Raw genomic sequence first — 17,945 nt, 5'->3', positions numbered from 1 at the left:
TGTCTCTCCTTCGCGCTCAGTAGTTCACATAGACGTCGGTGGTAAGGTCCGCCGCGGTGGGCAGCGGTGCAGCTTTGGCGAAAGCGGAGGCTTCCTGAATCTCGGCCACGACTTCGCGGTCGATGGCATCGAGTTCGCCCCGGCTAATCACGCCAGCCTCCATCACACGCTGGGTAAACATCTTGAGGCAGTCCTTGTTGGCGCGGATGTCGTCAAGCTCGCCCTTGGCGCGGTAGGTCTGCTGGTCGCCCTCGAAGTGGCCATACATGCGGATCATCTTGCATTCGAGCAGCGCGGGTCCACCGCCCTCGCGCGCCCGCTTGATGATTTCGCCCGCCGCCTCGTAAACGGCGAAGAAGTCGAGGCCGTCCACCGTGACGCCGGGAAGGCCGAAGCCCGCGGCGCGGTCGACGAAGCTGTCCACCGCCACCGCATAATCGCGCGAGGTGGATTCGGCATAGCCGTTGTTCTCCACCACGAAGATGGCGGGAAGGTTCCACACGGCGGCGAGGTTGAGGCTCTCGAGGAAGGTGCCCTGGTTCGAGGCGCCGTCCCCGACGAAGGAAATGGCGACACCGCCATCGCCGCGGTACTTGGCGGCAAGTGCAGCACCGCAGACCAGCGGCGCGCCGGCGCCGAGGATGCCGTTGGCGCCCATCATGCCCTTGGACAAGTCGGCGATGTGCATGGAACCGCCCTTGCCGCGGCAGGAGCCCGACACCTTGCCGTAGATCTCCGCCATCATGCCGCTGGTGTCCACACCCTTGGCGATGCAGTGGCCATGGCCACGGTGGGTGGAGGCGATGCGGTCCTTGTCCTCGAGGTGCATCATGATGCCGGTGCCGGCGGCCTCTTCGCCCGCATAGAGGTGGACGAAGCCCGGAATGTCGCCCTTGGCGAAGTCGGCGTGCAGGCGCTCCTCGAACTCGCGAATAGTGCGCATGGTGCGATAGGCTTGCAGAAGTCCGGGTTTATCCAGGGGGAATATCCCGGCCGTGCTGTTTGGAGCAGTCATCATTGTCCTCCCACTCTCTTCAGTTTCTGGTCTGGCTTCATTCTCATCAGGCCGTGGCGCGCGGCGTATTGCATGCAGCCGCTGACGTTCACGGTCCTGAAGGCGTTGGGCACGAGTTCGATCGTCACATCGTCGTCGCGCGTGAAGGAGACTTCGCGCTCGCCGTCGAGCGCAATAGAGCCGTCGGCAATCGACGGACGGTATTTGTGGTTGGGCTTCATCGGCGCATAGTCGCGGATGCCGATGCCACGCATGTAACCAGGCGCTATGGGCGTATCGAGAACGATGCTGGCCTCGTCCTCGGGCGCGAGGCGCACATGCAACCCGCCCTCATCGAGCCGCGAGACGGGGCTGAGCAGCCCGGCAATCGCCGACATGCCGATCACCTCGGGGTCGGCGAAGGTCACGAAGAGCTCGCGGAACGTCTCGGTGCGCCACAGGGCGCGCGCGCCAATATATCGCTCGGTCACCACCGCCACGTCCACCAGCGCGATCTCCTCATGGCCGTTCACGCGCACCGTGATCTTCTTGTTGGGAAGATAGGCATGCGAGGCCGGCACCTTGCCCGTTACCGCAAGGCCCACGGCAAGCCCGGTGATGGTGGGCTCGCGATGCTCCGGGAAGGCGTTGTTGGTGCCGGTCGAGACGCCGGCGATGGGAACATCGCCGCAGGCGGTGACCACCGCACGGTGCGTGCCGTCGCCACCTAGCACCACAATGGCCGCCACACCCTTCTCTTTCATCAGGCGGGCCGCCTTCAGCGTGTCGTCCACCGTGCCGGAAATCTTGTAGTCGAGATGTTCGACCCTGGGGAAATGCGTCTGACCCTGGTTCTCCGCCCGGTCGATGCCGCGGCGGACATGGTGCCGGATGCCGCCGTTCTCCGGCATCATCCAGACATGATCGACGCCGCAGGCCTTCACGCAGGACAGGATGCGCAACACGATGTTGGCGCGGTCGGTGATCTGCAAGGCAGTCGCATTGGCGATCACCCGGCGGATGTCACGCGCGGAGACTGGATTGGCGATGATGCCGATGGCGCTTCCCATGCTCTTCCAAGTTTTCTTGAAATATTCTCGGAACCCAATCTGCAATAACGATGCCAATCGGCGCTAGAGACCCTCGCATCTGGTTTTCAAGAAAAGCAGCGCAGCAATGGAATTTTGCGCATGCGAAAGAAACCCGATGGACCAATGGATCTGTTGCGCTGTGCGCAACACCTGTGGCGCCACACACGCCACATGTGGAATTACGTGCTGCGCGGCGGCAGCGTGACCCCCAATCGCCGCATGCGGCGATGCAACGTCGTGCGATCGACACCCAGCAGGCGCGCGGTGGCGGATATGTTCCAGCCGGTACGGCGCAGATCTTCTCGCAAGGACGCCGCTTGCTTGCTGTTGGACCTTGCCGCATCCGCAGCGCTGGCCTCGCCGTCACCGTCGATGCGCCGGAACACCTGATCCGGCAGATCATCCAGCCCAATCTCCGGATCGCTGGCGACCGCACATGCAAAATCGATGACGTTGACGAGTTCACGGATATTGCCGGGCCACCCATAGGAAGACAGGACGCCAAGCGCCTTGGACGACAGGCTGCGCGCCGATCCATCGGGATAGGCGCGGCTCTCCAGCAATTGCGCAACAAGCCAAGCCAAATCGACACGATCGCGCAGGGGCGGAAGTGTGATGGTTACGCCATTGAGGCGGAAATACAAATCCTCGCGGAACAAGCCCTTCTTCACCATGCCGAGCAAGTCCCGGTGGGACGCCGCAATGACCCTCATGTCAACGGGATAGGGCCGTGTCCCGCCGATGGGCATCACCTCCCGCTCGGCGAGCACGCGGAGGAGCCGCGTCTGCGAGCCGAGCGGCATGTCGCCGATTTCATCGAGGAACAGCGTTCCGCCATGCGCCTCGCGGATTAGGCCCTTCTTGCCCTTGCTCAGGGCGCCGGTGAACGAGCCGCCCTCATAGCCAAAGAGTTCGCTCTCAATCAGGTTTTCCGGCAGTGCGCCGCAATTGACGGGAACAAAGGGTCCCTGGGCCCGGACGCAGGACTGATGGATCGCCTTGGCGAGGTATTCCTTGCCCGTCCCGGTTTCGCCGCTCACCAGGACACTTATGTTGGTATTGAGCAGGCGCGAAAGCTTATTAAGGTTGCGTTGTATCGAGGGATCTTCGCCCGCCACCGCCTTCAGGGCCTTTGGTATCCTGCTCTCCTCCTGCTGGACCGGCGCCGGCAGGACGCGGATCGTTGCCGGCGGCACGACCTGGATGAACAAGCTCCGCCCCGAGCCTGTGAGCCTCATCACGTTGCGTTCGATGGAGTTCGGCCTGGCAAATCGGGTAAGGCCGTCGATCTCGCAGTCCAGAAAGTCAGAAATGGGCCGGCCAAGCGCCTGCTTGGCGTCTCGCCAGCCGGTCTTCATCTCCTCCGCCAGAAGCTGGCGGGCATGGTGATTGAAACCCGCGATACGTCCTGATGAATCGAGCGCCAGCACATAGTCGGTGTCGACCTCCGCCAACGCCTGGTTGGCAGTCAGCTTGACGATCCAGTTGCGCGAGCAGGACCGGATGAAACTGGCTGTTTCGATGCGGTGGGCGAAGTTCCTGACCATTTGCAAGGCAAGGAACTGGCTTGACTTTTCGCGTGGTGAACGCAGGGCCGAAATGTCCAGCACGGCGGAAAGATTGCCAACGGGATCGAAGATCGGCGCCACGGTGCAGGTCAACGGAATATGCGTGGCGTCGAAATGGTCACTCTGGTGAATGGTGAGGGATTCTCCGGTGGCGATGCAGGTGCCCGTGCCGTTGGTCCCGGCGCGCGCCTCGTTCCAATCTGCACCCATATAGAGGCCGGCCGCCCGAAGGTAGTCGGTCGTCGCTTGATCGCCGATGTAATCGACTGTGATGCCCTGATTGTCACTCAGGAGAACGACGTAGCCGAGCCCTGCCACTTGCCGGTAGAGCGCCTCGACGCCAAAGCGCGCGGTGCGCAAGAGTTCCTCCATCGCATCGCGATGCTCCCGAAGCCGGGGATCTTCAACGATGACAGCAGGCCGAAGCACGGTTGGGTCAAGCCGGTGATTGCCCACGCAGCGCCGCCATGATTCCAGAATAAGCGGATCTCGCTCAGTCGGACCGCCCTCCGCGGCGCGAATGAGTTCCTTGATGTGATCCGTGTGCGAGGATGAGATCGCAGCCTCCTCTGTCTGAAGCGGACATCAAACGCGAAAAAATCGTGTGTCAAGCATCAAGCGCGCCGAAGCCTCCTTCCGCAGCGCAATAAAACTGCCGCATTGCACAGTGGCACACGACCTGCATGGGGTAGCGGCTGTACGCATCCGTGCGTTCGCAGTTGCAAGAATGGGGACTGGCAATATGAGTTGGCTGACCAATAGCTACATGGGACGCAAGGCGGTCGCCCGCGGTGTGGAGGGCAGGACGCACCTTCTGAACAAGGCAGTCCAGGGCGACTATCACTATGTCTATGGGCCCTACGCGAAGCCCGTCATGGCGATCAGGCCCGGCGACATTGTCATCGCCGAGACCGAGGACGCCTTCGCTGGAGCGATCAGAACCGTGGATGACTTGCCTTCCCAGAAGTTGCACTTTCCATTCGTCAACCCGCAATGCGGGCCTATTGCCGTTGATGGCGCCGAGCCGGGCGATGTGCTCTGTGTCTCGATCAAGTCGATCGTTCCACGTGGACCGCAGCCGGCCGGAACCTCAGCTCTCATTCCCGAGTTCGGCGGACTCGTCTCGAATGGCCAGACGGCGATGCTGAACCCGCCGCTCCCCGAGCGGGTGATGAAATATGAGGTGACGGAAGCGGGCGTGAAGTTCAATGACCGCATCACGCTGCCATATGAGCCGTTCATTGGCACCCTCGGCGTCTCGCCGCTGATCGAGGCGGTTCTCTCGCTGCAACCCGACTACTGGGGCGGCAACATGGACCTGCCGGATGTGGCCCCGGGGGCGGTCGTCTACTTCCCGGTGCTGCACAAGGATGCCTATCTCTACCTCGGCGACTGCCATGGCCGGCAGGGCGATGGCGAGCTCTGCGGCGTGGCCGTCGAGATGGCGTCCACCACGACGATCCAGGTGGACCTCATCAAGGACTGGCGGATCGCATGGCCGCGGCTCGAGACAGAGGAGTTCATCATGACCATTGGCTCCGCGCGGCCGATGGAGGATGCAGCCCGCATTGCCTATCGCGAACTGACACGCTGGCTGGCGGCGGATTACGGCTTCGACGAGCTCGAGGCCTATTTCCTGCTCACCCAGGCGGGCCGCGTGCGGGTGGGCAACATGGTGGACCCGAAATACACTCTCGGCGCCTCGATCAGGAAGACATATCTCGGGCAATAGAAACTCAAAAACAGGGAGAGAAAACATGGATCTCGGCCTCAAGGGACTGAACGTGCTTGTGACTGGCGGCACCAAGGGCATCGGCCGGCGCGCCGCCGATATGTTTGCAGACGAAGGCTCCAACGTTTCAGTCTGCGCCCGCAACGCCGCCGAGGTGAAGGATGCGGCCGCCGCCCTCGCGAGCAAGAACGTGAAATCGTTCGGGCAAGCCATCGATGTCGGCAACAAGGCCGAACTCGAGGGCTGGGTGCATGAGAGTGCGAAGGTGCTTGGCGGCATCGATATCGTCATTGCCAATGTGTCCGCATTGGCAGCCGCCGAGGACACGGAAGAGTCCTGGCGCGCGGAATTCGAGATTGACATGATGCACACGGTGCGCACGGTGAATGCCGCACTTCCCTATCTCGAGGCGTCGAAGTGGCCGTCCATCGTCATCGTGTCATCGGTATCGGGGCGCGAGATCGACTTCACGGCGCCTGCCTATGGGGCTTTCAAGGCGGCGCTGATCCACTATGCGCATGGACTTGCCCATAAGCTTGCGCCGAAGCTCATTCGGGTAAACTCGGTGTCGCCGGGCAACGTCTACTTCAAGGACGGTATCTGGCATTTCATCGAAAAGAATATGCCGGAGTTGTTCAAGCAGGCTCTCTCGCTGAACCCGACGGGCCGCATGGCGACGGCGGAGGAAATCGGCAAGGGCATTGTCTTTCTCGCAAGCCCGGCCTCGAGCTTCACCATGGGAACCAATCTGGTGATCGACGGCGCCCTGACAAAGGGCGTGCAGCTTTAGGAGCAGCGGAGCAGATATGGCAAAGAGCAGACAGGTCGCGCTTCCAGGCGGAACGGTGCTTAACGCGCTGGAGGCCGGCAGCGGCCCCGCACTCCTCATGATCCCCGGCTGGTCGCAGTCGGCTGCGGAGTACGGCCGGAACATTGAGGAGCTTGCTCAGGGCAGACGTGTGATCGCCCTCGACATGCGCAGCCATGGCGAGAGCCCCGATGCCGCCTGCGGACATCGCATCCAGCGCCTCGCGATGGACCTTCGCGAGGCGATGGACGCCCTTGGGCTTGATCGCGTGGATGTGCTCGGCCATTCCATGGGGAGCTCGGTCATCTGGAGCTATCTCGATCTCTTTGGCGAGGACAGGTTGCGGCGTCTGGTCATCGTCGATCAGGCGCCCATGGTGGCCGCCCTGCCCGGATGGGACGCTGAAGCGCGCAAGTCGTTTGGGTGCCTCCTGCCTGACGTGCAGTCAGTGGCCGGCTTCTGCGATGCGGTGCGCGCCACATCGACCGTCGAGGGCGCCAAGGAGATCCTCAGAGGCATGTTCACGCCGGGCATCCCGGAGACGGACCTGAACTGGATCGCCAGCGAGAACCTGAAGATGCCGCGCGCCGCTGCCGCCGACCTGCTGTTCGATCACTGCCTGAACGACTGGCGGGACGTGATCGTCAACACGCGCCTGCCATCCCTGGTCATCGGCGGCCGAAAGAGCATTTTTTCGGCTGAATCACAAGAATGGATCGCCTCGGTCAATCCGAACGCCAGGGCGTCGATCTATGAAGAACATGAAGGAGGAAGTCACTTCATGTTCTTCGAAAACCCCCGCCGTTTCAACGCCGAAGTCTCGGCATTCCTCTCAACATAGTTGGTGCAAGCGGAGAAGACATGGCTCTCAAACGCATGATCGTCGAACTTGGCATGGGAACGGACCTCACCGGGGCCGATTACACCAAAGCCGCCATCCGGGCGCTGAAAGACGCGCTCTGGCACAACTCGCTCACCATTGCCAATGCCGTCGGTCTCAGCCCGCATGACATGCACGTCAAGGTGCTGGTGGGCGTTCCGAAGCCGCACCTGGTCGACAAGGCCGCCGTCGCAGCGGCGCTGCCCTATGGCAAGCCGGCCGTCGAGGTCGTCGAGGGTGGTCTCGAGATCATGAATGACGAAGGCACAAACCTGACGCTGATGGCAAACGCCGCAGCCGTCGTCTACCTTGATATTCCGGAGAAGAAGTAATGTCACTGAAGCGCGTCATCCTCGAAATGGGCCATGGCAACGACATGCATGGCGGCGACTACACCAAGGCCGCGCTCAGGGCGGTTCAGGACTGCATTCATCATTCGTCTCTTCCCTTCCTGCGCACCCTCGGTGTCGAACCGAAGACGATGCAGATCGAAGTCACCATCGGTGTGCAGCAACCCGGCAAGGTGGACAAGGCCGCCGTGGCCGCCAGCCTCCCGCACGGGCAGGTGACTGTGAAAGTGGTGAAGGGCGGGCTCGACGTTCCGGACGAGGAGCGCGGCGGCGTGTCGGTGATCGCCACGGCGGGCGTCGCCGTGCGCCTCGATCTCGAGGCGCATCTCGGTCTGGCATGAGGAAGAGCGGCTGCAGCTGCAGACGCGGGACGATGCCCCGCTTTGACGGTTCAACTCAGGCCAGTCTTCTGCGCCAATTCCCGCCCGCCGGCGGCGGCGTGGCCCGCGGCGGCGCTGGCCCATGCCGCGCTCAGGCGATTGGCGAGACCCGATACCGACAAGGCGCAGATGGCATCACCCTGCGGCGAGCATACAGCGGCTGCGACGCAGCGCAGCCCAGCAGCATGCTCCTCGTCGTCGACGGCTGCCACTCTGCATGCAACGCACTACCACAGGCTCGACGCCCGCAACGTGCAGCAGGGATTTCTCGGAATGTCTGCGCCCGAACTCTCGGCACTCCTGACACCGCCGCCGCTGAAAGGCCGGACCCTTCCGCAGGACTTGGTACGATCCGAAGTTGAGGGCACCTGTCAGTCGATCCTCGGCTATGTGGAGCGCTGGAGTCTTCACTATGATCTTCGCGAAGTTCCATGCAGACGATCCGACGCCTTGATCTGAACGATGCCCGGCTGCCGCTCGCCGGGGCGCGGCGACTGCCTATCCCTTGGATGGCGGGTTGTATCGTCTTTCAGAAAGCCGCGTTTGCGCCGGTAGTGGATAGGCCTGCCCGACATGAAACCATTGGCTTTCGGCCAGAATGGCCTCGCGGAACGGTTCCTCGCATTGGCTGAGCCAGCCTTTGCTCCGAAGCGCGCGCTGGCCGTTCTCGATTTCGCTTCTGGTCAGTTTCGCTCCGGGTCCCCCGGTTGCTGGCTACCGCAGGAATATGCCCCGGACTGTGTAATTTTGCACAATGATTGCGTGAAAGCGGCTATACTCTTTTCCGCCGGTCACGCTTGGGAGAGAACTGTGATGAGACCTTCTTGCAGAAGCTTTTCGTGGCTCAGCGCATGTCTGCTGGGTGTTGCGGTGAGCACGGCCGCTTGGGCCCAGGACCCTGTGGCCTCAGACGATATCGGCCTGTTCAATCCCGAGGCTGCCGCACACGCCTTCCCCAAGCGCGGCTTCTCGCCCTACGCGAACCGCAATTATCCGACGCGCGTCTACTGGGGCGACCAGCATGTCCACACCGGCTGGTCCGCCGACGCGGGTGCCTTCGGCGCAACACTGGGGCCGGAGGAGGCGCTGCGCTTTGCCCGGGGGGAGCAGGTCACCTCCTCGCTGGGCGAACCTGTCAAGCTCAGCCGCCCGCTCGACTGGGTGGCTGTCACCGACCATTCTGACGGTGCCGGCATCATCTTCGAAATCCGTGACGGCAATCCCGCCCTCATGGCTGATCCAGTCCTGCGCGGCTGGCATGACCTTATGGCGGCGGGGCGCGGTGTGGAAGCCGCATCGGCGATGATCGCCGCGCAGTCCAACGGCACGCTGCCCGATGCCGTGAAGGACCCGAAGCTGGCCATGTCGATCTGGCAGAAGAATACGGCCATCATGGAGAAATACAACGAGCCTGGGCGCTTCACCGCCTTCAACGGCTTCGAATGGACCAGCAACGCCGGAGGCGGCGACAACCTGCACCGCAACGTCATCTACAGGGACGGCAAGGACAAAGCGGACGAAGTGCTGCCGATGACCACCTTCGACAGTGAGAACCCGGAAGACCTGTGGAAGTGGATGAATGCCTGGGAAGAAAAGACCGGCGGCTCGCTGCTGGCCATCCCGCACAACGGCAACCTCTCCAATGGCAAGATGTTCGCGCTCTCGACCTTCGAGGGCGATCCGCTGACCCGCGAATGGGCGGAAACCCGCGCGCGCTGGGAGCCGATGTATGAGATCACCCAGATCAAGGGTGACGGCGAAACCCACCCCTCGCTCTCGCCCAGCGACGAGTTCGCGAATTTCGAGAAGTGGGACCAGGCCAATCTTGCCGGTGTGCCCAAGGAGCCCGGCATGCTGGAACATGAATATGCCAGGCTGGCGCTCGCGCAGGGCCTGAAGCTCGAGGCGGAACTGGGCGTCAATCCCTTCAAGTTCGGCTTCGTCAGCGGCACCGACACGCACACCGGCCTCACGACGGCGGAAGAGGACAATTTCTTTGGCAAGCACACGGGCGTCGAGCCCTCGCCTCACCGCTGGGAGCATGACGTCATCAAGACGCCTCAAGTGAACGTCAAGGGCTGGCAGATGGCCGCCGCGGGCTATACCGGCGTGTGGGCCACGGAGAACACCCGCGAGGCGATCTGGGATGCGCTGAAGCGCAAGGAAGCCTATTCGACCACCGGTCCCCGCATCCTGGTGCGCTTCTTCGGCGGCTGGGACTTCGAGCCCGCGGACGCCCAGACACGCATGCCGGCGGAGGCTGGCTATGCCAAGGGTGTGCCGATGGGCGGCGATCTCAGAGCGGCGCCTGCCGGCAAATCACCCGGCTTCCTCGTCGCCGCGATGAAGGATCCCATGAGCGGCAACCTCGACCGCATCCAGATCATCAAGGCCTGGGTGGATCAATCCGGCAATCTGCAGGAAAAGGTCCATGATGTGGCCTGGTCCGATCGCCGCAAGCCGGGGGCCGATGGCAAGCTGCCGCCCGTCGGCAATACCGTCGACGTGGCAAACGCGACATGGACCAACACCATCGGCACGCCGGAACTCATCTCCGTGTGGAAAGACCCGGACTTCGACCCGAAGCTGCGCGCCGTCTACTATGCCCGCGTGATCGAGATCCCGACGCCGCGCTGGACCGCCTATGACCAGAAGCGCTTTGGAATCAAGATGGCCGACAATGTGCCGATGACGGTGCAGGAGCGAGCCTATACTTCACCCATCTGGTATACGCCTTGACCAGGAACTTGCCTAACCCTGACGAGGAGGGAACACCATGAAGCTTGCCGTCTTTCTGTTGACAACTGCGCTGGCAACCAGCGTCAGCGTGTCCGCCGCCGCCGCCCAGGAGGCTGACAATCACGAGGCGATCACAAAACCCAACGTCACGGCCGTGATCAAGCCTCAGTTCTCGCCCTATGCCGGGCGCAGCTACCCGACGCGGCCCCTGTTCGGCGACACGCATCTCCACACCGACGTGTCCGTCGATGCCGGAACGCTGAACCGGCTGGGGCAGGAGGAGGCCTACCGCTTCGCCCGCGGTGAAGAGGTGCTCTCCACCGGGGGCCTGCGCGCCAAGCTCGCCCGCCCGCTCGACTTCCTGGTAATCTCGGACCACGCCGAGATGTACGGGCTGATGCCGCAACTCCTCGCGGGCGACCCGGAGATTCTGTCGACCGCGAAGGGCCGCGAATGGTACGCCGCGCTCACCAGCGGCAATTTCGACACGATCTTCGCCACCGCCATGCAGATCGTCGGCTCGTTGTCGGGCGACAAGCCGCCGATCGACAATCCGAAGGCGGTGCGCAATGCCTGGCAGGCCTATACGGCCCTTGCCGACAGGTACAACACGCCTGGCCTCTTCACCGCCATGATCGGCTTCGAATGGACGGCAATCGGCGGCTATAACCTGCACCGCAACGTGCTGTTCCGCGGTGATTCGAGCGTTGCCAACCAGACGCTGCCCTTCTCCCAGTTCGACAGCAAGAACCCGGAAGACCTGTGGACCTACATGGAGAAGTTCGAAAAGGAGACGGGCTCGGAGGTGCTGGCCATTCCGCACAATGGCAACCTGAGCAACGGGCGCATGTTCACGGTCGAGAGCTTCGACGGCAAGCCGCTGACCAAGGAACTCGCCGCCCGCCGCATCCAGTACGAGCCGCTGATCGAGATCACGCAGATCAAGGGCGACGGCGAGTCCCACCCCTATCTCTCGCCGAACGACGAGTTCGCGGGCTACGAGATCTGGGACCGGTCCAACCTCAACGGCACCGAGGTCAAGACCAAGGACATGCTGAAATACGAATATGCCCGCGAGGCCCTGAAGACGGGCCTTAAGCTCGATGCCTCGCTGGGCGTCAACCCCTACAAGTTCGGCTTCGTGGGCAGCACCGACTCGCACACCTCGCTTTCGACCTCCGAGGAAGACAATTTCTTCGGCAAGCACTCGGGCGTGGAGCCCGAACCGCACCGCTGGGAGCATGTGGTGATCGCCGCACCCGACCCCAAGTTCAACGTCTATGGCTGGCAGCAGGCGGCAAGCGGACTGGCCGTCGTCTGGGCCACAGAAAACACGCGCGAGGCGATCTTCGACGCCATGAAGCGCAAGGAAACCTATGCCACCACCGGCACCCGCATGACGGTGCGCTTCTTCGGCGGCTTCGGCTTCACGGCTGAAGACGCCGAAACGCGCATGCCCGCCACCGCCGGTTATCAGAAGGGCGTGCCCATGGGCGGCGACATGCCGGATGCGCCCGCCGGCAAGGCGCCGACCTTCCTCGCCGCCGCCATGAAGGATCCGATCGGCGGCAATCTCGATCGCATCCAGATCGTCAAGGGCTGGCGCGACGCCAAGGGCGAGACCCATGAAAAGGTCTATGACGTGGCGTGGAGCGACGGCCGCACGCCCGGCGCCGATGGCAAGCTGCCGCCCGTCGGCAACACTGTGGACATCGGGCGCGCCACCTGGAAGAACACCATCGGCGCCCCGGAGCTCATCACCGTATGGACCGACCCCGAATTCGACCCGAAGCTGGCGGCCTTCTATTATGCGAAGGTCATCGAGATCCCTACACCGCGCTGGACGGCCTATGACGCGCTCCGCTTCAAGGTGAAGATGAGCGACGATGTGCCGATGACCACGCAGGAACGCGCCTATACCTCCCCCATCTGGTACACGCCCAAGGGCGAGTGATGACCGGGCGGCTGATCCGCGAACCGCTGGTCCACTTCCTGTGTCTGGCATGTCTGATCTTCGCGGCCCATGGCCTTCTCGGGGGAAGGGTGGAGCCGGAGGAGGCGATCGTCGTCACCCCGGCGAAGATCGAGCAGATGGCCTCGATCTTCGCCCGCACATGGCAGCGTCCGGCCACCGCGGATGAGCTGAAGGGCCTGATCGACGATTACGTCAAGGAGGAGATCTACGTGCGCGAGGCGATGCGTCTCGGCATCGACAAGGACGACACCGTCATCCGCCGCCGCCTGCGCATGAAGATGGAGTTCCTGAACGATGCGCAGGCCGAGGCAATGCCCGCCACCGGCGCCGATCTCACCGCCTATCTCGCCGCCCACCCAGACAAGTTCCAGGAACCCCCGCGCGTCGCCTTCGAGCAGGTCTATCTCGATGCGCAGAAACGCGGTGCGGCTGCACAGGCGGATGCCGCGGCCATCCTCGGCTCGCTGAAGAAGGATGCGTCCTTCGCCACCAGCGCAGGCGATCCCACGCTGCTTCCGCCTTCAATGCCCCTCACTAACCGGCAGGGCATCGCGCAGCTCTTTGGCGATGACTTCGCAGCGGCCGTCGTGACCTTGGCGCCGGGTCACTGGCAGGGCCCTATCGGTTCAGGCTTCGGGCTGCATCTCGTGAAGGTGACCGGACAGGAAGCAGGGCGCGTTCCGGCACTTGCCGAGATCCGCCCGCAGGTTGAGCGCGAATGGTTGAACGACCGGCGCGAAGCCATTGCCCGCCAGAAGCTGGACGAGCTCCTGAAGCGCTACAAGGTGACGGTCGCGCCCTTCGCCCCGCCCGCCGGAGCCGCGCAGTGACCAGGCCGGCCACCCTGCTGCTGATCATCCTCGCGCTGGTCCGGCCCGTTGCTGCACATGAGCTTCGCCCCGCCTATCTCGAACTCTCCGAAGGGACGCCCGGGCAGTTCTCCGTGTTGTGGAAGGTGCCCGCCGCGGGCGACCGCCGCCTCGGCCTCTATCTCCGCATGCCCGACACGTGCCGCAACATCACGGCGCCCGTGGGCGTCATTGAGAATGTGTCCTATTTCGAGCGCTGGAAGGTCTCGTGTGACGGCGGGCTCAAGGGTCAGACGATCACTATCGATGGACTGCGCAGCACGCTGACGGACGTCCTCGCCCGCATCTCCTGGGCCGATGGCTCGGTCCAGGTGGATCGCCTGACGCCGGAACAGCCTTCTCTGATGCTCAAGGGCGCGCAGACCGTGCTTGAGGTCGCGCGCACCTATTTCATGCTCGGCGTGGAACACATACTGGGTGGCATCGACCACCTTCTGTTCGTGCTGGCTCTTATGCTGCTCATCCGCGATCCGTGGATGCTGGTGAAAACCATCACCGCCTTCACGCTCGCCCACAGCATCACCCTCACCGGCGCAGCTCTGGGCTATCTCTCCCTCCCGCAGGCCCCGGTCGAGGCTGTGATCGCACTCTCCATCGCCTTCGTCGCGCGCGAGCTTCTGCTGATGAAGCCGGGGGAGCGGCGATTGTCGGAAGCCTATCCCTGGGCCGTCGCCTTCAGCTTCGGCCTGCTGCATGGCTTCGGCTTCGCGGGCGCGCTGAAGGAGATTGGGCTGCCGCAAGGAGACGTGCCCTTGGCGCTCTTCACCTTCAACCTGGGAGTAGAGGCGGGGCAGCTGGTGTTTGTGGCAGCCATTGTCGTCCTTTACCGGGCCGCCTTAGCCATGACCCGGCTTCCGCTTTTGCCCTTGCGGACGGCTATGGCTTACAGCATCGGCGCGGCCGCAATCTTCTGGCTCCTGACCCGCCTTGGCGCATTCATCGTCTGAGGAGGGCTACTGCCGTTCAGGTGCTCCAAGTCTTGCTTCGTCGCCACCTTCCGCCAGATGCCGAGCGTCTTCAAATGGGCCATCAAGGTGCCGTGCGTGTTCGATGGTCTGACGCGATTCTCCCGCCAGTCTCCGCTTGGCGGGCGAGAGCACCGTTCAAGTAAGTCGAATCACTTGCAGCGCGAAAGATGCTCCAGCGTCAAGAGCTGGGGCAACTTTACGCCCTCGAGTGCAGTGCACTTGATCGCCCGTTGCGCTAGGGTGCATTTGCTCGCGATACGTTTCGCGAAGCTCTGGACCTGTCGCTGGTCCTGAGGTGCTGCGAGGAGGAGCGCGGCAAGCCGCCCTATCATGCTGTGATAATGTTTGCGCTTTTGCTGTATGGATACAGCCGTAGCATATATTCCGAGCAAAGGCTGGCGCGGGCTTGCGGGAGAGCTGTGGCCGGATAGAGACGGCGGAGCCGAAGCTTGCCGCGGAGGTTGCGGCATGGCTGGCGGCGGCGGAGACAGCCGATGCGGCGGAGGACGCTGAACATGGCGCACAGCAGCGCGGTGACGAGACGCCGTCCTGGATGGCTAACAAGCAGCACCGGCTGGAGGGTATCCGCGCCGCCAAGTCTGAACTTGAGGCCGAATCGCCTCGGAATCCAAGCGATCCGGACTCTGACGGAGCGGGGCCTTCCTCCGGGATGCAGGAGCGCGGGCAACGCCAGCACGGCCAGCCACACGCCGCCGGACATCGCAGACTGACAGCCAAACCGCTCATGGCCGCGATGGCCAAGAAGATCCGGAAGGCCGGTCGGCCGTCGCGCTGAGGCTTCGAAAGCAGGTGTTCGACCCCGTCTTCGGTCAAATCAAACAGGCCTGGGGCTTCCGGCAGTTCCTCTTCAGGGGGCAGAACAACGTTGGAGCCGGATGGAGCCTGATCCGCACCGCCCACAACCTCCGCAAACTGGCCAAAGCCGTAACATGACACAGAACGTCACCCCGAGCCCAATGCACAAGTACAACAAAGCCGGGGTTATCCAGACACGCTCCCAGCGCATGTTCCGACGAGGTGGAACCGCCTGGCCGATAAAGACATGCTCCAGCGCGACGGCGATCCCGCCGCGCCCGGTTTGCCTCGCTGGACAGCCCGGGGAGGCTCGACTAGCCTTTTTCGCATCGGGGTTTCTTGGGTCGGAGATTTTCCATGAAGTCGCATTACAGGGTGGCCGTGATCGGTGGCGGCGTCGTCGGCGCATCCGTGCTCTATCACCTCGCCAAGTTCGGGTGGAACGACACGGTCCTGCTCGAACGCTCGGTGCTCACCGCCGGTTCGAGCTGGCATGCGGCCGGCGGCTTTCATGCGCTCAATGCAGATCCGAATATCGCGGCACTGCAGGCCTATACCATCGACCTGCTCTCGGAGATCGAGAAGGAGTCTGGCCAGAGTGTGGGCATGCACATGACGGGCGGCTATTCGGTGGCGTCGGCGCCTGAGCGCTGGGAATGGCTGCAGGCTTCCTACCGCGTGTTCCAGACCATGGGTATCGAGGACGTCCGGCTTGCAGGACCCGATGAAGTGCGCGCAGCCTGCCCGATCTTCGAGACGGGCGATGTGCTGGGCGCGCTCTATGCCGAGCGCGAAGGCTACATCGACCCTTCGGGCGTGGTGCACGCCTATGCCAGGGCGGCGCGCATGCGCGGGGCGACGGTGTTGGAGCACAACCGCGTGCTGGAATTGCACCCGAAGGCAGACGGCAGCTGGACCATCGTGACCGAGAAGGGCACCATCACCGCCGGGCATGTGGTTAATGCCGGCGGGTTGTGGGCCAAGCAAGTGGGCCGCATGGCGGGCATCGAACTGCCTCTCAGCCCGATGGAGCATCACTATTTCATCACCGAGTCGATCCCCGAGATCCAGGCCATGGACCGCGAGATACCCATGATGATCGATCTCGAGGGATTCACCTATGTGCGCCAGGAAGGGAAGGGCCTGCTCATCGGCATCTATGAGCGGAACTACAAGCACTGGAACATGGATGGCGCGCCCTGGGACTATGGCTTCGATCTGATCCAGGAGGACATCGACCGCATCTCGGACGAGCTCGCCTTCGTCTACAAGCGCTATCCCGTTATGAACCGCACCGGCATCAAGCGCTGGGTCAACGGCGCCTTCACCTTCTCGCCCGATGGCAACCCGCTGGTCGGACCCGTCCGGGGACTGAAGAACTACTGGACGGCCTGCGGCGTGATGGCAGGCTTCCTGCAGGGCGGCGGTGTTGGCAAGTCGCTGGCGGAATGGATGGTCGAGGGCGAACCGCAAGCCGACATCTATGGCATGGACATTGCGCGCTATGGCGCCTTCACCGAGAACCGCGAATACATCCGCCAGACGACGGGGCAGTTCTATTCCCGCCGCTTCGTCATGTCCTATCCCAATGAGCAGCTTTGGGCGGGCCGGCCGCTGAAGACCGCGGGCGCCTACCAGGACATGACAGAGGCAGGCGCGCGCTGGGGCTGCTCCTGGGGCCTCGAGGTGCCGCTCTATTTCGCGCCCAAGGGCTTCGAGGAGAAGCCGACGCTCAAGCGCTCCAATGCTTTTGACATCGTGGGCGAGGAATGCCGCAAGGTGCGCGAGGGCGTGGGCGTGCTCGATATCTCCGGCTTCTCGCGCTACGAGGTGGCGGGGCCCAAGGCCGAGGCCTGGCTCGACCGGCTGCTGGCCTGCAAGCTTCCCGGTCCGGGCCGCGCGCGCCTTGCGCCCATGCTGGGCCATGACGGCCGCCTTAAGGGCGATCTCACCGTGTTCAACTGGGGCGATGGCTCGTGGTGGATCATGGGCTCCTACTATCTCCGCCAGTGGCACATGCGCTGGTTCGAGGATCATCTGATCGAAGGCGCCGAGGTGAAGGACATTTCCGACACCGTTACCGGCTTCTCGCTGTCCGGCCCCAATTCGCATGCGTTGCTGCAGCGGCTGACGAGCGATGACATCTCCTCGAAGGCGCTGCCCTTCCTTGGGTGCAGGACGTTAGATGCCGGTCTGCACCGCACGCGGGTGGGCCGCCTCTCGGTCGTGGGCGAACTCGGCTATGAGATCAACTGCCCGTCGGTGGAACATGCGCGGTTGCGCAAGACCCTGCTCGAGGTCGGCAAGGACCTCGGCGTCGTCGAATATGGTTACAACGCCCTGCTGTCGATGCGGCTGGAGAAGAGCTTCGGCATTTGGTCGGCCGAGTTCCGCCAGAGCTATACGCCGGGCATGACTGGAATGGACCGCTTCATCGCCTTCGGCAAGCCGGACTTCGTGGGAAAGGGCGCGGCGTCGAGGGAGCGCGAGGAGGGTGCAAGAACGCTGCTGGTGACGCTGGAAGTCGATGCCACCGACGCCGACGCTTCGGGCTATGAGCCTGTCTGGCTTGGTGACAAGCGCGTGGGCTACGTGACCTCGGGCGGCTATGGCCACACGGTGAAGAAAAGCCTCGCCATGGCGCTGGTGGATCGTGACGCCGCCAAGCCTGGCACCGAACTGACGGTTCACGTGGCCGGGCAGGCGCGCAAGGCGCGGGTCATTCCCGCCTCGCCCTATGATCCGGAAAGCAAGGCGATGCGCGTCAAGCTCTGA

At 63.3% G+C, this 17,945-nt stretch carries 16 protein-coding genes and 1 pseudogene; 13 read left to right on the top strand and 4 right to left on the bottom strand.

The window, feature by feature from the left end:
- Positions 1 to 16: 16 nt before the first annotated feature.
- The 3 genes from IOC82_RS03880 to IOC82_RS03870 form a co-directional block, all read right to left on the bottom strand.
- Positions 17 to 943 carry a thiamine pyrophosphate-dependent dehydrogenase E1 component subunit alpha gene (locus tag IOC82_RS03880; RefSeq protein WP_290544865.1) on the bottom strand — a complete coding sequence of 309 codons (927 nt, stop codon included), beginning with the start codon at positions 941 to 943 and terminating at the stop codon, positions 17 to 19.
- Positions 944 to 1,014: 71 nt separating this feature from the next.
- Entirely contained in the window at positions 1,015 to 2,064 is a 1,050-nt protein-coding gene (locus IOC82_RS03875; RefSeq protein WP_290544864.1) for an NAD(+)/NADH kinase, read from the bottom strand.
- Positions 2,065 to 2,264: 200 nt separating this feature from the next.
- Positions 2,265 to 4,109: a sigma-54-dependent Fis family transcriptional regulator gene (locus tag IOC82_RS03870; RefSeq protein ID WP_290544863.1), complete on the bottom strand. Its 1,845-nt coding sequence runs from the start codon at positions 4,107 to 4,109 to the stop codon at positions 2,265 to 2,267.
- 286 nt (positions 4,110 to 4,395) lie between these two features.
- On the opposite strand from IOC82_RS03870, the gene IOC82_RS03865 reads away from it, so the two are divergent.
- From IOC82_RS03865 to IOC82_RS03845, 5 genes are all read left to right on the top strand, one after another.
- On the top strand, positions 4,396 to 5,385 hold the full coding sequence (locus IOC82_RS03865; protein WP_290544862.1) for an acetamidase/formamidase family protein: 990 nt from the start codon (positions 4,396 to 4,398) through the stop codon (positions 5,383 to 5,385).
- Positions 5,386 to 5,410: 25 nt separating this feature from the next.
- The gene (locus IOC82_RS03860; RefSeq protein WP_290544861.1) at positions 5,411 to 6,175 is read left to right on the top strand and encodes an SDR family oxidoreductase; all 765 of its coding nucleotides are present in this window, start codon (positions 5,411 to 5,413) and stop codon (positions 6,173 to 6,175) included.
- Between the two features lie 97 nt (positions 6,176 to 6,272).
- Positions 6,273 to 7,034, top strand: coding sequence for an alpha/beta hydrolase (locus tag IOC82_RS03855; protein ID WP_290544860.1), 762 nt, complete (start codon positions 6,273 to 6,275; stop codon positions 7,032 to 7,034).
- Positions 7,035 to 7,054: 20 nt separating this feature from the next.
- Entirely contained in the window at positions 7,055 to 7,405 is a 351-nt protein-coding gene (locus IOC82_RS03850) for a Lin0512 family protein (RefSeq protein WP_290544859.1), read from the top strand.
- The gene (locus IOC82_RS03845; protein ID WP_290544858.1) at positions 7,405 to 7,764 is read left to right on the top strand and encodes a Lin0512 family protein; all 360 of its coding nucleotides are present in this window, start codon (positions 7,405 to 7,407) and stop codon (positions 7,762 to 7,764) included. Before IOC82_RS03850 ends, IOC82_RS03845 begins: the two co-directional genes overlap by 1 nt.
- A gap of 50 nt (positions 7,765 to 7,814) precedes the next feature.
- On the opposite strand, the gene IOC82_RS17120 is transcribed toward IOC82_RS03845, so the two are convergent.
- Complete coding sequence (locus IOC82_RS17120; RefSeq protein ID WP_366935639.1) at positions 7,815 to 8,015, bottom strand: IclR family transcriptional regulator C-terminal domain-containing protein; 201 nt, start codon at positions 8,013 to 8,015, stop codon at positions 7,815 to 7,817.
- Positions 8,016 to 8,616: 601 nt separating this feature from the next.
- On the opposite strand from IOC82_RS17120, the gene IOC82_RS03840 reads away from it, so the two are divergent.
- The 8 genes and pseudogenes from IOC82_RS03840 (at position 8,617) to IOC82_RS03815 (ending at position 17,945) form a co-directional block, all read left to right on the top strand.
- Positions 8,617 to 10,542, top strand: a complete 1,926-nt coding sequence (locus IOC82_RS03840) for a DUF3604 domain-containing protein (protein ID WP_290544857.1) — start codon at positions 8,617 to 8,619, stop codon at positions 10,540 to 10,542.
- A gap of 37 nt (positions 10,543 to 10,579) precedes the next feature.
- Positions 10,580 to 12,496: a DUF3604 domain-containing protein gene (locus IOC82_RS03835; RefSeq protein ID WP_290544856.1), complete on the top strand. Its 1,917-nt coding sequence runs from the start codon at positions 10,580 to 10,582 to the stop codon at positions 12,494 to 12,496.
- A complete protein-coding gene (locus IOC82_RS03830) occupies positions 12,496 to 13,347 on the top strand; it encodes a peptidylprolyl isomerase (protein WP_290544855.1) in 852 nt (283 codons plus the stop codon). The genes IOC82_RS03835 and IOC82_RS03830 overlap by 1 nt, the downstream gene beginning before the upstream one ends.
- Positions 13,344 to 14,333 carry a HupE/UreJ family protein gene (locus tag IOC82_RS03825; RefSeq protein ID WP_290544854.1) on the top strand — a complete coding sequence of 330 codons (990 nt, stop codon included), beginning with the start codon at positions 13,344 to 13,346 and terminating at the stop codon, positions 14,331 to 14,333. The genes IOC82_RS03830 and IOC82_RS03825 overlap by 4 nt, the downstream gene beginning before the upstream one ends.
- Before the next feature lie 362 nt (positions 14,334 to 14,695).
- Entirely contained in the window at positions 14,696 to 14,785 is a 90-nt protein-coding gene (locus IOC82_RS17115) for a hypothetical protein (protein WP_366935638.1), read from the top strand.
- On the top strand, positions 14,761 to 15,150 hold the full coding sequence (locus tag IOC82_RS17110; RefSeq protein ID WP_366935642.1) for a hypothetical protein: 390 nt from the start codon (positions 14,761 to 14,763) through the stop codon (positions 15,148 to 15,150). The genes IOC82_RS17115 and IOC82_RS17110 overlap by 25 nt, the downstream gene beginning before the upstream one ends.
- Positions 15,144 to 15,308 (top strand): annotated as a pseudogene (locus IOC82_RS17105) (transposase); the annotation flags it as partial. The gene IOC82_RS17110 and the pseudogene IOC82_RS17105, both read left to right, overlap by 7 nt.
- 219 nt (positions 15,309 to 15,527) lie before the next feature.
- Positions 15,528 to 17,945 carry an FAD-dependent oxidoreductase gene (locus IOC82_RS03815; protein WP_290544853.1) on the top strand — a complete coding sequence of 806 codons (2,418 nt, stop codon included), beginning with the start codon at positions 15,528 to 15,530 and terminating at the stop codon, positions 17,943 to 17,945.

This window comes from Aestuariivirga sp., assembly GCF_020252395.1.
Classification (GTDB): Bacteria; Pseudomonadota; Alphaproteobacteria; order Rhizobiales; family Aestuariivirgaceae; genus Aestuariivirga.
Note: the sequence above shows the minus strand (reverse complement) of the source record. Positions and strands in the feature narration are given on the sequence as shown.